The sequence below is a fragment of the Tsukamurella sp. M9C genome, assembly GCF_020169415.1.
In the GTDB taxonomy this organism is placed as follows: Bacteria; Actinomycetota; Actinomycetes; order Mycobacteriales; family Mycobacteriaceae; genus Tsukamurella.
Genome location: NZ_JAIULG010000035.1, coordinates 1 through 13,504 on the forward strand (window position 1 = coordinate 1; position 13,504 = coordinate 13,504).

A 13,504-nucleotide genomic window follows, 5' to 3' on the forward strand; every position below is an offset into this window, starting at 1 on the left:
CGGCGTGCTCACCATGGCTGAAATTCAGGCGCGCAACGTCCATGCCCTCCTCGACGAGAGCAAGAACCTTCTCATCGGTTCCGACAGCGGGGCCCAGGGTGCAGACGATCTTGGTTCGACGAGTCACGGCGTCCACGTTAGTCCTCCTTATTCCGCTCTGTGGAGTCTCCCGCTAACCCGCCGGTATCCATCTGGCGAACATCAGCCTCCGCCTCGGCCTCCTCGTCGGCCTTTCCGAGGGCGACGGGCGCGTCGTCCTTCGCCGGTCCGTCCTGCTCGGGGCCGGTTTCCGACGGTGCCGTCGCCGGGTCGTCGACGAACACCGACTCCTCGCGCCCCTTCGGGGCGAGGAGGAAGTAGGCGATGGCGCCGGCGAAGACGAGCGCCGCGGTGAAGACATTGATCCGGACGCCGAAGATCAGGGTGGCGTGGTCGTCGCGCATCAGCTCGATGAAGAACCGGCCGAGGCAGTAGCCCGCGACGTACAGCGCGAAGAGGCGGCCGTGGCCGATGCGGAAGCGGCGGTCGACGATCACGAGGAAGGCCGCGACCAGCAGGTTCCAGATGAGCTCGTAGAGGAACGTGGGCTGCACGACCGCGAGGACGACGCCGGTGCTGTGCCCGTCGAGCACGTCGGGGCCGCGCTGGCCCACGTCGTTGGCGCGCTCGTAGATCTCCAGGCCCCAGGGCAGCGTGGTGGGGCCGCCGTAGAGCTCCTGGTTGAACCAGTTGCCGAGCCGGCCGATGGCCTGGGCCACGATGATCGCGGGTGCGATCGCGTCTGCGAACGGGCCGAGCTTGATGCCCATCTGCCGGCAGCCGATGGCGGCGCCGACGCCGCCGAGGGCGACCGCGCCCCAGATGCCGAGGCCGCCGTCCCAGATGCGGAAGACGGCGCCGAGGCCGCGGCCGTTCGGGCCGAAGTAGGTGCTGAAGTCGGTCAGCACGTGGTAGAGCCGGCCGCCGATGAGGCCGAACGGGACGGCCCAGACCGCCACGTCGAGGACCTGGCCGGGCTTGCCGCCGCGGGCCACCCAGCGGCGGTCGCCCCACCAGCAGGCGACGACGATGCCGATGATGATGCACAGCGCGTAGGCGCGGATCGGGACGGGCCCGAGGTGCCAGACGCCCTGCGGAGGACTCGGGATGCTCGCGAGGATCACGCCCGTCACCCTACTGACCGCCCGCGCGGGCCGTCACTGCGAGCGCAGCCGCTCCCACAGCTCGGGCCAGGCGACGGTCCGTCCGGTGTAGAGCTGCACCACCGGATCCCCCGTCTCGCCGGGGGCCGGCACGGCCCGACGGTGCGCGAAGGCCCCGTCGAGCACGGGCGACGGGTCGCCGATCCAGAGCACCGCGCGGGCGTCCTCGGGCGGGCTGCCGAAGTAGTAATACGCCCGGTGCCCGCTGTACGCGCGGGGAAGACCCTCGTCGCGGCCGAAGAAGTCGACGGCCGCGGCGAAGGGGTAGCTCTCGGCCACGATGACGGTGCCGTCGCGCTCCGCGGGCGGCAGCGTCCGGTACGCGGCGACGACGGTGTCGGACAGGCCGCGGAGCATCGTGTCCCCCTCGACGAGCATCGTCGCGGGCGCTCGCAGCGGGGGCGTGCCGATCCGCTCCGCGACTGCCGGCGACCACACCGGCGACGCCGCGATCCAGCTGGCGGTGGAGCCGAGGAGCGCGAGGACCGCGATGGCGCGGAGCACGCCGCCGGCCCGGCGCCCACGCCGTGCCAGCCATCGCTCGGCGACGACGGCGCCCGCGGCCATCGGCAGCGCGTACACCGAGGCCAGGTAGTACGAACGGCCGTGCGTCAGCACGATCGCGACCACGACCAACACCAGGGCGACGCCGAGGAAGCGGTACGGGCGCAGGTCGCGCGAGCGCAGCAGCGCGACGACGCCGGCGAGCAGCAGCGGCAGCCCGATGAGCAGGCCCGCGCCGAACAAACCGACGAGCGCGAACCCGGCGCCGCCCGGCCACTCCGCCCGCACGACGGCCCCCATCCGGGTGTACGCCCAATCGTGCCCGGCCTGCCACCACAGCGTCGGGGCGATCGCGACCACCGCGAGGGCGCCGCCCGCCCAGAGCGCGGGCCGGGTGAGCAGCCGACGGGGCCCGCAGGCGAGGGCGGCGAGCGCCACCGCGATCCACAGCGCGGGCACGAGGAACTTGGTGAGCAGGGAGAGCGCCGTGACGGCGCCCGCGAGGAGCAGGAGGCGGTCGTCGCGGGTGCGCACCCAGCGGACCAGCAGGTACAGGAGGAGCGTCCACCACAGCGGGTCGAGCGAGTAGGTCGCGAGCCAGTGTCCGACGGAGCTGACCAGCGACATCGCGACCGCCGCCGCGGCGAAGGCCTGCGCGCCCGCGCGGCCGCCGAGCTCGCGGGCGAGGAGCCCGGCGAGCAGGGTGATCGCCACGACCGCGAGCGTCGCGGGCAGGCGCAGCACGACGAGGTTCCCGTGCGCGAGGTGATCGAGGCCGGCGGCGAGGAGGGGCACGAGCGGCGGCTGGTCGAAGTACCCGGCGGCGGGATGGTCGCGCCCGGCGACGACGAAGTAGGCCTCGTCGAAGAAGTAGCCGTAGTTGCGGCTGCCGAGCAGCATGACGGCGAGCACGACGGCGCCCACGAGGGCGAGCGGCGGCCGCGCGATCGGCGGGAGCGCGCCGCGCGATCCGGCGGTCGGAGCGGTGTCGGTGGTGATGACCTGCGATGTCATGCCTTCGACCGTCGCCGATCGGGCGCGACGCCGGTAGCGCCGTTCGGCGGCCCGTCGACCGACGAAAGGAGGTACCGGCCCCGTCGGGCCCCTCCCTACGATGGCTGCATGCCCCTCGCACCCGACGTCCGCACGCGAACCGCCCACGCGGCGCTGCTCGTGGTGTCGGCGGCGGGCACCGTCGCGCTGGTGATGGCGCTGTTCCCCGCGCTGCGGGGCGCCGGCCTGTGGCTGGGCGCGGCGGCGATGCTCGCGGCGTCCGCGGCGGTCGGGCTACTGCGCCCCGTGCTCGCGGCGCCCGTCGTCGCAGCCGCCTGCTGCTACCTGGTGCTCGGGCCCTGGGCCGAGGCGACGGCGTCCGGCGCAGCGATCTGGGTCGCGGTGGCGGCCTCGCTCGTCTCCTCGGCGGCGGCGCAGACGGCCCGGAGCCGCCGCGAGGCGGTGATCGCCTTCGCCCCGTTCGTGGTCTTCGCGGCCGCGGTGGCGGCGTCCTCGCACTCCGTGTGGGGCGCGCTCGGCTCGCTGGCCCCGGTGTTCGGCGGCACGACCTTCGGGCTGGGGCTGCGGCTGCGCGACGCCCAGCGGGAGCGGCGGGCCCTCGCCGCGCGGCAGGCCCGCGCCGACGAGCGGCTCGCGCTGGCGGCCCAGCTGCACGACCTCGCGACGGCGCGGCTGACCCGGATCGTGCTCGCGGCGCGCGCGACGGGGCAGCCGGGGATCGAGGAGGACGCGCAGGCCGCGCTCGCCGACCTGCGCCGGGTGGTGGTCGGGCTGCAGACCGCCGACGCCCCGCCCGCCCCGCTGGCGGTCGGCGGGCTCGTCGCCCCGGCCGATCTCGACGGCACCATCACGGACGCGGTGGACCGGGCCCGGGACACGGGCCAGCGCGTCGACCTGAGCGGGAACGTCGCCGCGCCGCTCCCCCGCGCGAGCGCCGACTGCCTGGCCCGCGTCCTCGAGGAGGGCCTGGCGAACGCGCGCAAGCACGCGGCCGGCGCCCCGGTCGACGTCGAGGTCACGGACCGCGGTGTCCGCGTGCACAATCCGTCGGCCGCCCCCGATCCCGCGCTCGCCGCGACCGGGAGCGGAACGGGACTGCGGGGCCTCGCGGCCCGCACCGCGCTCGTCGGCGGCACACTCCGGCACGGCCCCTCGCCCGACGGCGGCTGGACCCTGCAGGCCGATTTCCCGGCGGCCGCCCGATGACGACGGTGCGCGTCCTGGTGGCCGACGACGACCCGCTCGTACGGGAGTACCTGCGCTCGACGCTGTCGGCGGAGCCGGACCTCGACGTGGTCGCGACCGCGGCCGACGGGGCCGCCGCGGTCGAGGCGGGCATCGCCCACGCGCCGCAGGTCGCGCTGCTCGACGTGCGGATGCCCGGCGTCGACGGGATCGTCGCGACCCGGGCGCTGCGGGACCTCGATCCGCCGATCGCGGTCGTGCTCATCACCACCCTCGACACCGACGCGGTGCTGGTCGACGGTCTGGCCGCGGGCGCGGCGGGCTTCGTGGTGAAGACCGCCGAGCCGGCGCTGCTGGCGTCGGCGGTGCGCACCGCGGCGGCGGGCGGCTCGCTGCTCTCCCCCGACGCCCTGGCGCGCCTCGTGCGCCTCGCCGGCGACCGGCCGCGCCGCGACCCGCGCATCGACGCGCTCGGCGAGCGGGACCGCGACGTGCTGCGCGAGCTGGCGACGGGCGCGTCGAACGCGGAGATCGCGGCGCGCCTGTTCCTCGCCGAGTCCACGGTGAAGGGCTACGTCTCCGCGCTGATGACGCGCCTGGACTGCGCGAACCGGACGCAGCTCGCGCTGCTCGGGGCGGCGCTGTGAGCGCGCCCGACCTGGTGGTGCTGGGCCTCGGGCCGGCGGGGCGCGCGGTCGCGCACCGCGCCGCGGCGGCGGGCCTCCGAGTGCGAGCCTTCGATCCCGCGCCGGACGCGCGCTGGCGGCGCACCTTCGGGCTGTGGGCCGACGAGCTGCCGGCGTGGCTCCCCGCCGACGTGGTCGCGGCGGTGTCGTCGCCGCAGGTGATCGCGCGGACCCGGCGCGACCTGCGGCGCGAGTACGCGATGCTCGACGTGGACGCGCTGCAGGGCGCGCTGCCGCTGGACGGGGTGGACGTCCGCGCCGAGCGCGCGGGCCGCGACGGGCACGGCGCGGCGTTCGTGATCGACGCGCGGGGGCCGGCACCGTCGACCTCCGCGGACGTGCCCCGGCAGACCGCGGCCGGGGTGCTCGTCCCGGCGGGCGCGCACGAGGAGCTGTGGATGGACTGGCGGCCGGCGCCCGGCGTGCCGGACGACGCACCGGCGTCGTTCCTCTACGCGGTCCGGGTCTCGCCCGATGCGGTGCTGCTGGAGGAGACCTGCCTCGCGGGCGCGCCGGCGATCACCGTCGACGGGCTGGAGGAACGGCTGCGGGCGCGGCTGGCGGCCCGCGGCGTCGCGGCGGGCGAGCTGCACGAGCGGGTGGACTTCCCGCTGCTGCACGCCGGGCCACGGCGCGGGCGCGGCTGGTGCGGGGCGGGCGTGCGCGGGACGACGCTGCACCCCGCGACGGGGTACTCGGTGGCGGGCTCGCTCGCCTTCGCCGATGACGCGGTCGCCGCGGTGCGGGACGGGAGGAACCCGGTGACCGCGGACGCGGTGGCGGCGCACCGCCTGCGGGCGGCCGCGCTGCGCGCGCTGCTGGGGATGTCCCCGGCGGAGCAGCGCGACTTCTTCGAGGTCTTCTTCGGGCTCCCGGACCCGCGGGTGCGGGCGTTCCTCTCGCCGCGCTCCCCGGCGACGACGAACGCCGCAGCGATGGCTGCGGCGTTCGCGGCGGCGCCGTGGGGGCTGCGCCGGCGCCTGGCGCGGGGGGTTGCTCCTGTGGTTACTCCGCGGGCTTCTCGCCGGCGGCGTTGACCTCGGCCTGCTCGATGTCGAGCGCCTTGGCCTGGCCGATCAGGTCCTCGAGCGCGGCGGGCGGGAGCGCGCCGGCCTCGTTGTAGACGAGGTTGCCCTTCTTGAAGACCATGAGGGTGGGGATCGACCGGATGTTCGCGGCGGCCGCCAGGCTCTGCTCGGCCTCGGTGTCCACCTTCGCGAAAACCACATCGGGATGGGTCTCCGATGCCTTCTCAAAGGTCGGCGCGAACGCGCGGCAGGGCCCGCACCAGGAGGCCCAGAAGTCGACCAGCACGATATCGTTGCCGGTCACGGTCTGATCGAACTTGTCTGCGGTCAATTCAACTGTCGCCATACCCCCTCCAACGATTTTGCCGACTCCATGATTCCCATTCGCCAAAATGTCGGATGGGATCGCTATTGTCTACTCGGGCGCGCACCCGCGCGCCGCATGTACACCGAGTACATCTACTAAGGGGATACACATGACCGACGTGCTTCGCGCAGGAAACCAGCTCGGCCTCGGGGAGACCCTGGACTCCGCCAACGGCGGCTACACGCTGACCCTGCAGAGCGATGGCAACCTCGTGCTCACCGAGGGCACCGGCACCGTGGTGTGGGCCAGCGCGACCGACGGCAAGGGCGTCGAGCGGGCCAACTTCCAGACCGACGGCAACTTCGTGCTGTACAACGGCGCCGGTGAGGGCGTCTGGTCGACCAACACCGAGGGCTCGGGCGCCGACCGCATCGTCCTGCAGGACGACCGCAACCTCGTCGTCTACGCCGGCGACGCCGACAAGTGGGCCTCCAACACCGCCACCGACCAGCCCGCCCCGGCTCGTCAGGCCGCCCCGGAGCCCGAGCCCGTCGCCGCCGAGGCGCCGGCCGCTCCCGCGCCGCGCACCCACACCGTCGCCTCCGGCGACACCCTGTGGGCCATCGCCGAGCAGTACCTGGGCGACGGCAACCGCTACACCGAGATCGCGCAGCTCAACGGCATCGCGAACCCGGACCTGATCAACGTGGGCCAGGTCATCACCATCCCCTGATCGCCGAAGATCACGCTCTGAATCACGAAACCGGCCTGCACTCGCCCAGCGAGTGCAGGCCGGTTTCGTCGTGTCGGGGCCGCGCGGCCGAGGTCAGCGGTGGCGGGGATGGCAGCCGAGGGACGCGGAGACGACGGCGAGCGGCGTGCTCGCCAGGCGGAGGTTGTGGCGCTCCTCCGGCGTCATCGTCCAACGGGCGTGCAGACGACGGGCGAATGCGTACATGGTGCGGTTCCTTCTCGGCGGATCGGTCAAACGTGATCCATCGAGTATCGAACCGAACCACCGAGCGGGGCAACGCTTGTCGCGTTAAGACCGCGTATCGGTCACGCTAACCGTCATTCGCCGCGCAACAGCCCCTTCGCCACGTGCGTCACCTGGATCTCGTTGCTGCCGGCGTAGATCATCAGCGACTTCGCGTCGCGCGCGAGCTGCTCCACCCGGTACTCCGCCATGTAGCCGTTGCCGCCGAAGAGCTGCACGGCCTCCATCGCCACCTCGGTCGCGGCGCGCGAGCTGTACAGCTTCATGGCCGAGGCCTGCGCCAGCGTCGGCGGCTTACCGGCGCGCGAGGCCTCGATGGCGGTGAACAGCATGTTCTGCACGTTGATCCGCGCGATCTCCATCTCCGCCAGCTTGAGTTGGATGAGCTGGAACTTCCCGATCTCCTGGCCCCACAGGGTGCGCGAGCGCGCGTAGTCGATCGACAGGCGCTGCGCCTCGTTGATGATGCCCAGGCTCAGCGCCGCGATGCCGATGCGCTCGGCGGTGAAGCCCGCCTTCGCGGACGCCCCGCCGCCGCCCGGCGTCTCCTCCGTCTCGCCGAGCAGCCGGTCGGAGCCGAGGCGCACGTCGTCGAAGAACAGCTCGCCGGTGGGCGAGCTCATCATGCCCATCTTCTTGAAGGCCTTGCCCTGCGTGAGCCCCTCCATGCCCGTGTCCAGCACGAACGTGAGTACCTTGCGGTCGCGGATCGGCGTGCCGTCGCCCTCGTCGAGCTTCGCGAAGACGACGATGGTGTCGGCGTGCGGGCCGTTGGTGATGAAGGTCTTCTGTCCCTTGAGGATGTACCCGCCGGAGCCGTCGCGGCGCACCGTCGTCTTCATGCCGCCGAGGGCGTCGGAGCCGCTGTCGGGCTCGGTGATCGCCCACGCGCCGACCTTCTCCATCGTGACCAACTCGGGCAGCCAGCGCTTCTTCTGCGCGAGCGTGCCGCGGGACTTGATGGTGGACACCGTCAGCCCCATGGAGACGCCCATCGAGCCGATGAGGCCGAGGCTGACGCCCGCCATCTCGACGTTGAGGATGAGGAACATCGACGAGCTGAGCGTGCTGGAGCCGCCGGCCTTGGGCTTCTCCCCCGCCTCCTCGGCGGCCAGCTCGGCCTCGAGGTTCTCGCGGTTGACCTGGTCGATGCCGAAGGTCTGGAGCATCTTGCGGGTGATGTCGTACGGCGGCAGCGCGCCGGTCTCCAGCTCGTCGACGTGCGGGCGCACCTCCTTGTCGATGAACGCCCGCAGGGCGTCCCGCACCATCAGGTCTTCGTCGGACCACTCGAACACCGCAACCTCCATCAATAGAACGTGTTCTACATGTTGGGGTCCATCCTCGCACCTCGCGCCGCCCGACGGTGCGCGACCCCCCGGGAAGGCCTTGACCTCAACCATCGTCGAGGAAATACCGTCGGGGCATGGAGAGCTACACGGACGCCCGCATCCTCACGCAGCCGATCGGGTACTGGGCCGGCACGGCGAGCCGCGCGGTGGTGACCCGTATCCGCGCGACGTTGGAGGGCCACGGGCTGACGCAGCCGCAGTGGTGGGCCCTCAACTACATCGCGGTCCGCCCCGACGGTGTGCCGCTCGACGAGGTGGTCGAGTTCCACCGCGGCTTCGTCGACACCGGCGATGCGCTGCGCCCCGACGTGGCGTGCCTGGTCGCGACGGGGCTGCTCGACGAGGCGGACGGCGCGCTCACCGTCAGCCCGGCCGGCGAGCGGCGGCGCGCGGAGACCTGGCCCGACGTCCACGCCACCCTCGCCGCGATCCGTGAGGGCGTCACCGACGAGGAGTTCATCACCACGATCCGCACCCTGCAGCGGATGATCGACAACGTCGGCGCGACCGCCTGGCACGCCTGAGTCAGTTCACCTTGCGCTCCAACGCGTCCCAGAACGGGGCGCGGAGCACGAACTTCTGGATCTTGCCGGTGGCGGTCCGCGGGAGGGACTCGACGAAGTCGATCCGCTTGGGACACTTGTAGCCGGCGAGGTGCTCGCGGGTGTGGGCGATGAGTTCCTCCGCGGTCACCCCGTCGGCCACGACGATCGCCGTGACCAGTTCGCCCCACTTCTCGTCGGGGATGCCGATCACCGCGACCTCGCGCACCGCGGGGTGCAGGGCCAGCGCGTCCTCGACCTCGATCGACGTGACGTTCTCGCCACCGGAGATGATCACGTCCTTCTTCCGGTCGGCGATGGTGAGGTAGCCGCCCTCGAAGGTCCCCCGATCGCCGGTGTGGAACCAGTCGTCCTCGAGCGCCGCAGCGGTCTCGACGGGCTTGTTCCAGTACGCCGTGAGCGCGTGATTGGTCCGGGTGAGGATCTCGCCGTCCTCGTCGATCCGCAGCTCCACGCCGAGGGCGGGTGCGCCGGCGCGACCGAGCCGGCGGGCAACCTCCATCGGGTCGTCGCCCGCCCACTCGGCGCGCTCGCGGTTCACCGTGATCAGCGGCGACGTCTCCGTGAGGCCGTAGATCTGGATGAACTCCCAGCCCAGCTCGAAGCGCACCCGGTGGATCACGCGCGTGGGCGGCGGCGCGCCCGCGCAGATCACGCGGACGGTGCCGGCGCCCGGGATGGGGCCGTCCCACTCGGCGGCGGCGTCCAGCGCCGCGGTCACCACGGCGGGCGCGGCGCACATGATCGTCACGCCCTGGTCGCGGACCCGGCGGAGGATCTCGGCACCGTCGACCTTGCGGAGGACGACGTGCTTGATCCCGACCCCCGTGGCGGCGAAGGGCATGCCCCAGCCGTTGGCGTGGAACATCGGCAGGGTGTGCAGCAGCACGTCGTTGTCCGTGAGGGCGACGTGCAGCCCGAAGACCGTGGCGTTGAGCCACAGGTTGCGGTGCGTGAGCTGCACGCCCTTGGGCCGGGCGGTGGTGCCGGAGGTGTAATTGATGGTGGCGGTGGCGGTCTCGTCGCCCGCCCACGGCTTCGGCTCCGACGGGGCGCCCGCCGGGCCGAAGATCCGCTCGTCGTCCCGGCCGAGGACGAAGACGTGCTTCGCGGTCACGGTCTCGGCGAGGTGCTCGACCTCGGGGTCGAGCAGCAGCACGTCGGCGCCCGAGTCCTCGACGATGTACTCGACCTCCGCGGGCGCGAGCCGGAAGTTGACCGGGACGAGGATCCGGCCCCACCCGGAGACGCCGAAGAACGAGGTCAGCAGCCGCGCGGCGTTCTGGGAGACGATCGCGACGCGGCCGCCCACGGGGATACCCAGCTCATCGAGGCGCGCAGCCTGCCCGCGGGCCAGGGCCGCCATCTCGGCGTAGGTCTTCTCGCCCCACGACGGTGCCGGCTGATCCGGCTCGTCGACCATGCCGATGCGGTCGGGATAGACGATCTCGGCCCGGTTCAGGAAGTCGCGTACACCCAGATTGACGAACATGCCGTCAGGCTACGTGCGGGCCCGACGGCGAGGGGTCAGAACGCGAAGGTGGTGTAGCCGGTGGGGCGGGCGGCGACGATCTCGTCGATCGCGGCGAGATCCTCGATCGTCGGTTCCCACTCGGAGGCCGCGACGTTCGCGGCGATCTGCTCGGCGCGGCTGACGCCGGAGATCACGGATCCGACGGCGGGCTGCGCCGCGAGGCCGCCGATCGCGACGTCGAGCAGCGAGACGCCGCGGTCGTCCGCGAACGCCTGGAGGCCCTCGATGATGTCGAAGTCGGCGCCCTCGAGCCGGTGCGTCTCCTGGGCGAGACGCGTTCCCGCGGGGGCGGCCTGGTCGCGCTTGTACTTGCCGGTGAGCAGGCCGTAGGCCAGGGGGAAGTAGGGCAGCAGGCTCATGCCCAGGCTGTCGAGCGCGGGCACGAGCTCCGTCTCGGCGCTGCGGTTGTAGAGCGAGTACTCGTTCTGGGCGGTGATGAAGTGGGGCGTCCCCAGGGTCTCGGCCAGCCAGTCGGCGCCCACGACCTCCCAGGCCGTGAAGTTCGAGCAGCCGATGTAGCGGACCTTGCCGGACGCCACCAGGCCGGAGAGCGTCTCGAGGGTCTCCTCGAGCGGCGTGACCCGGTCGGGCGTGTGCAGCTGGTAGAGGTCGATGTAGTCGGTGCCGAGGCGCCGCAGGCTGCCCTCGACCGCCTTGTGGATGTAGTTGCGGCTCGCGCGGACGCCGTGGTCCTCGCCGTAGAGGCCCTGGGTGTCCATGCCGAACTTGGTCGCGACGACCACCTGGTCGCGGCGCGATCCGAGGGCCCGCCCGAGCAGTTCCTCGCTGGCGCCGGAGCCGTAGCTGTCGGCGGTGTCGAACAGCGTGATGCCGGCGTCGATGGCCGCGCTCACCACCTCGTCGGTGGCGCGCTGGTCGATGCGGCGGCCGAAGGCGTTGCAGCCCACGCCGAGCGTCGAGACGATGAGGCCGCTGGTTCCGAGGGGTCGATAGCGCACGCCGACCACGGTACGCAGTTCCGGCCGGGCCGTTGCCGCCCCGTCATATCTCTGACTAGAGTCAGAGATATGACGGAGGACCTGGCGCAGGTACGACGGTTCAACCGGGCGGTCACGCAGCGGCTCGGCGTGCTGCAGGACCAGTACCTCGCGCGGGACCGCCCGCTGGGGCAGGCACGGCTCCTCTGGGAGATCGGCCGTGCCGACGGCGGCGTCGACATCCGGGACCTGCGCACCCGCCTCGACCTCGACTCCGGCTACCTCAGCCGTCTCCTGCGCGCGCTCGAGTCGGACGGGCTGGTCACCGTCGGGCAGGACGACGGTGACGGCCGCGTCCGGACCGCGCGGGTCACCCCCGCGGGCGCGGCGGAGTACGCCGAGCTCGAGTCCCGATCCGAGGACGCCGCGCACGCGCTGCTCGATCCGCTCTCGGCCGGCCAGCGGGGGCGGCTCGTCGCGGCGATGGCCGAGGTGGAGCGGCTGCTGGTCGCCTCGCTGGTGCGGGTCGACGAGGCCGACGCGATGTCGGCGGCGGCGCGATTCGCGGCCCGGGCGTACTACGCCGAGCTCGGCGAGCGGCTGCAGGACGGCTTCGATCCGGGCGTCGGCGGCGCGGTCCGGGACGCGGCGATCACGCCGCCCGCGGGTCTGCTGCTGGTGGCGACGCTGCGCGAGGAGACCGTCGGCTGCGGGGCCCTCGCCTTCCAGGACGGCGGCTTCGCCGAGGTCAAGCGCGTGTGGGCGGCACCGTCGGTGCGCGGCCTCGGACTCGGCCGGCGGATCATGGCCGACCTGGAGGACCGGGCCCGCGAGGCCGGCGTGCGGACCGTGCGGCTGGACACCAACGGCAACCTCACCGAGGCGATCGCGCTGTACCTCAAGCTCGGATACCGCGAGGTCGAGCGGTACAACGACAACCCGTACGCGCACCACTGGTTCGCCAAGGACCTGTGAACCGCGCTCGCAGACCCGCGACGGGCCGGGCACGAAACCAGTCGATCAGCGAGATTCAAATCCGCGAGGCTCCCGCGCGGGTCGCGCATTAGCCACCCGCGAGGACGAAACAGCAGGTGAGGAGGCCCGCGCGCGCGACCCGACCGGCGGAATGCGACGCCCGCCCCGGTCCTTCGCCGGGGCACACACCTGAGGACGGCCGACACGGCCCGACCTGTTCCTATCGTTGCCGCATGCCAGCGACCGAACGACCGATCCGCGCCGATTCCGCGCGCATCGTCGCCGACGTCCTGCGCCAGGCGATCCACGACGGCACCTACCGCGGGACCCTGCCCGGCGAGGACGACCTCGGCGACCAGTTCTCCGTCTCCCGGGGCACCGTGCGCGAGGCCCTGGCGATCCTGCGCTCCGAGGGCTGGATCCGGCGGGGCCCCCGGGTGGGCACCGAGGTGATCGCCCGCACCGTCGACCACGGGCTCGACAGCCTGCGCGGGCTCCGCGAGACCCTCTCGCTGCACGGCGAGATCCGCAACCGGGTGCGCGCGGCGACGCGGCTGGTCCCGCCACCGATCGTGGCGGAGAAGCTGGGGATCCCCGCGGGCGACGAGGCGGTGTACCTCGAGCGGCTGCGGTTCCTCAACGACGAGCCCGTGAGCCTCGACCTGACGTACCTCGTCGCCGACATCGGCGACCTGCTGCTGGAACAGGACCTGGAGAACGAGGACGTCTTCCCCCTGATCGAAGCGGTCACGGGCCGTCGCCTGGGCACCAGCGACTACTGCCTGACCGCCGCGGCGGCCGATCCGCACACCGCCGCGAACCTCGAGATCGCCACCGGCTCGCCGCTCCTGCTCTACGAGCGCCTCACCCACCTCGAGGGCGGACGCCCCGTCGACCTCGAGTACATCCGCATCCGATCCGACCGGATCACCCTGCGCGGCACCCTGCATCGCGACTGACCGCACCGACACGGAGGAACACACCCATGGCACAGGTCGAACAGCGCGTCGACGTCCCCGTCACCATCGACGCCTCCCTCTGCATCGAGGGCTGCAACATCTGCATCGAGGCCTGCCCCCTCGACTCGCTGGCCCTCGACCCGAGCACCAACCGCGCCCACATGTACGTCGACGAGTGCTGGTACTGCGGGCCCTGCGCCGCGCGCTGCCCGACGGGCGCCGTCACCGTCAACATGCCCTACCTCCTGCGATAGCCCGTC

The 13,504-nt window shown here is 72.7% G+C and carries 16 protein-coding genes; 8 read left to right on the forward strand and 8 right to left on the reverse strand.

Annotated features, from left to right (window positions below; translation table 11 throughout):
* From LB823_RS16110 to LB823_RS16120, 3 genes are all read right to left on the reverse strand, one after another.
* The coding region (locus tag LB823_RS16110) for a pyruvate kinase (protein ID WP_146436822.1) at positions 1 to 127 on the reverse strand (127 nt) is incomplete at its 3' end.
* Positions 128 to 137: 10 nt separating this feature from the next.
* Positions 138 to 1,163, reverse strand: coding sequence for a prolipoprotein diacylglyceryl transferase (gene lgt / locus LB823_RS16115; RefSeq protein WP_224648564.1), 1,026 nt, complete (start codon positions 1,161 to 1,163; stop codon positions 138 to 140).
* Positions 1,164 to 1,196: 33 nt separating this feature from the next.
* Positions 1,197 to 2,720 carry a glycosyltransferase family 39 protein gene (locus tag LB823_RS16120; protein ID WP_224648567.1) on the reverse strand — a complete coding sequence of 508 codons (1,524 nt, stop codon included), beginning with the start codon at positions 2,718 to 2,720 and terminating at the stop codon, positions 1,197 to 1,199.
* Positions 2,721 to 2,828: 108 nt separating this feature from the next.
* Here LB823_RS16120 and LB823_RS16125 point away from each other — a divergent pair, with 108 nt between their 5' ends.
* Genes LB823_RS16125 through LB823_RS16135 form a run of 3 tightly spaced genes read left to right on the forward strand, consistent with a single transcriptional unit; the run spans position 2,829 to position 5,628 of the window.
* The gene (locus tag LB823_RS16125) at positions 2,829 to 3,926 is read left to right on the forward strand and encodes a sensor histidine kinase (protein WP_224648569.1); all 1,098 of its coding nucleotides are present in this window, start codon (positions 2,829 to 2,831) and stop codon (positions 3,924 to 3,926) included.
* Positions 3,923 to 4,552 (forward strand): response regulator transcription factor, encoded by a 630-nt coding sequence (locus LB823_RS16130; RefSeq protein ID WP_224648571.1) that lies wholly within the window; start codon positions 3,923 to 3,925, stop codon positions 4,550 to 4,552. The genes LB823_RS16125 and LB823_RS16130 overlap by 4 nt, the downstream gene beginning before the upstream one ends.
* Complete coding sequence (locus tag LB823_RS16135; RefSeq protein WP_224648583.1) at positions 4,549 to 5,628, forward strand: lycopene cyclase family protein; 1,080 nt, start codon at positions 4,549 to 4,551, stop codon at positions 5,626 to 5,628. The genes LB823_RS16130 and LB823_RS16135 overlap by 4 nt, the downstream gene beginning before the upstream one ends.
* On the opposite strand, the gene trxA is transcribed toward LB823_RS16135, so the two are convergent.
* Positions 5,597 to 5,965: a thioredoxin gene (trxA, locus tag LB823_RS16140; protein WP_224648586.1), complete on the reverse strand. Its 369-nt coding sequence runs from the start codon at positions 5,963 to 5,965 to the stop codon at positions 5,597 to 5,599. The two genes, LB823_RS16135 and trxA, sit on opposite strands and share 32 nt — an antisense overlap.
* Before the next feature lie 130 nt (positions 5,966 to 6,095).
* Here trxA and LB823_RS16145 point away from each other — a divergent pair, with 130 nt between their 5' ends.
* Complete coding sequence (locus tag LB823_RS16145; RefSeq protein ID WP_224648588.1) at positions 6,096 to 6,659, forward strand: LysM peptidoglycan-binding domain-containing protein; 564 nt, start codon at positions 6,096 to 6,098, stop codon at positions 6,657 to 6,659.
* A 93-nt stretch (positions 6,660 to 6,752) separates the two neighbouring features.
* Here LB823_RS16145 and LB823_RS23815 read toward each other — a convergent pair whose 3' ends face one another.
* A complete protein-coding gene (locus tag LB823_RS23815) occupies positions 6,753 to 6,884 on the reverse strand; it encodes a hypothetical protein (protein ID WP_255603811.1) in 132 nt (43 codons plus the stop codon).
* A 113-nt stretch (positions 6,885 to 6,997) separates the two neighbouring features.
* Positions 6,998 to 8,221, reverse strand: coding sequence for an acyl-CoA dehydrogenase family protein (locus tag LB823_RS16150; protein WP_224648711.1), 1,224 nt, complete (start codon positions 8,219 to 8,221; stop codon positions 6,998 to 7,000).
* A 128-nt stretch (positions 8,222 to 8,349) separates the two neighbouring features.
* Between LB823_RS16150 and LB823_RS16155 the strand changes: the two genes are divergently transcribed.
* Positions 8,350 to 8,799, forward strand: a complete 450-nt coding sequence (locus tag LB823_RS16155) for a MarR family winged helix-turn-helix transcriptional regulator (RefSeq protein WP_224648590.1) — start codon at positions 8,350 to 8,352, stop codon at positions 8,797 to 8,799.
* A 1-nt stretch (position 8,800) separates the two neighbouring features.
* Here LB823_RS16155 and LB823_RS16160 read toward each other — a convergent pair whose 3' ends face one another.
* Together LB823_RS16160 and LB823_RS16165 are read right to left on the reverse strand one after the other, a co-directional pair.
* Positions 8,801 to 10,330 (reverse strand): AMP-binding protein, encoded by a 1,530-nt coding sequence (locus tag LB823_RS16160; protein WP_224648592.1) that lies wholly within the window; start codon positions 10,328 to 10,330, stop codon positions 8,801 to 8,803.
* Positions 10,331 to 10,365: 35 nt separating this feature from the next.
* Entirely contained in the window at positions 10,366 to 11,331 is a 966-nt protein-coding gene (locus LB823_RS16165) for an aldo/keto reductase (RefSeq protein WP_224648594.1), read from the reverse strand.
* A 69-nt stretch (positions 11,332 to 11,400) separates the two neighbouring features.
* Between LB823_RS16165 and LB823_RS16170 the strand changes: the two genes are divergently transcribed.
* From LB823_RS16170 to LB823_RS16180, 3 genes are all read left to right on the forward strand, one after another.
* The gene (locus LB823_RS16170) at positions 11,401 to 12,285 is read left to right on the forward strand and encodes a helix-turn-helix domain-containing GNAT family N-acetyltransferase (RefSeq protein ID WP_224648596.1); all 885 of its coding nucleotides are present in this window, start codon (positions 11,401 to 11,403) and stop codon (positions 12,283 to 12,285) included.
* 233 nt (positions 12,286 to 12,518) lie between these two features.
* On the forward strand, positions 12,519 to 13,244 hold the full coding sequence (locus LB823_RS16175) for a GntR family transcriptional regulator (RefSeq protein ID WP_224648598.1): 726 nt from the start codon (positions 12,519 to 12,521) through the stop codon (positions 13,242 to 13,244).
* A 26-nt stretch (positions 13,245 to 13,270) separates the two neighbouring features.
* Positions 13,271 to 13,498, forward strand: coding sequence for a ferredoxin family protein (locus LB823_RS16180; protein WP_068520690.1), 228 nt, complete (start codon positions 13,271 to 13,273; stop codon positions 13,496 to 13,498).
* The last annotated feature ends 6 nt before the right edge of the window (positions 13,499 to 13,504 follow it).

Coding starts and splice junctions, on each gene's coding strand:
- LB823_RS16160 (WP_224648592.1), bottom strand. CDS start 10,330: ATGTTCGTCAATCTGGGTGTACGCGACTTCCTGAACCGGGCCGAGATC.
- LB823_RS16130 (WP_224648571.1), top strand. CDS start 3,923: ATGACGACGGTGCGCGTCCTGGTGGCCGACGACGACCCGCTCGTACGG.
- trxA (WP_224648586.1), bottom strand. CDS start 5,965: ATGGCGACAGTTGAATTGACCGCAGACAAGTTCGATCAGACCGTGACC.
- LB823_RS16120 (WP_224648567.1), bottom strand. CDS start 2,720: ATGACATCGCAGGTCATCACCACCGACACCGCTCCGACCGCCGGATCG.
- LB823_RS16155 (WP_224648590.1), top strand. CDS start 8,350: ATGGAGAGCTACACGGACGCCCGCATCCTCACGCAGCCGATCGGGTAC.
- LB823_RS16180 (WP_068520690.1), top strand. CDS start 13,271: ATGGCACAGGTCGAACAGCGCGTCGACGTCCCCGTCACCATCGACGCC.
- LB823_RS23815 (WP_255603811.1), bottom strand. CDS start 6,884: ATGTACGCATTCGCCCGTCGTCTGCACGCCCGTTGGACGATGACGCCG.
- LB823_RS16170 (WP_224648596.1), top strand. CDS start 11,401: ATGACGGAGGACCTGGCGCAGGTACGACGGTTCAACCGGGCGGTCACG.
- LB823_RS16125 (WP_224648569.1), top strand. CDS start 2,829: ATGCCCCTCGCACCCGACGTCCGCACGCGAACCGCCCACGCGGCGCTG.
- LB823_RS16175 (WP_224648598.1), top strand. CDS start 12,519: ATGCCAGCGACCGAACGACCGATCCGCGCCGATTCCGCGCGCATCGTC.
- LB823_RS16145 (WP_224648588.1), top strand. CDS start 6,096: ATGACCGACGTGCTTCGCGCAGGAAACCAGCTCGGCCTCGGGGAGACC.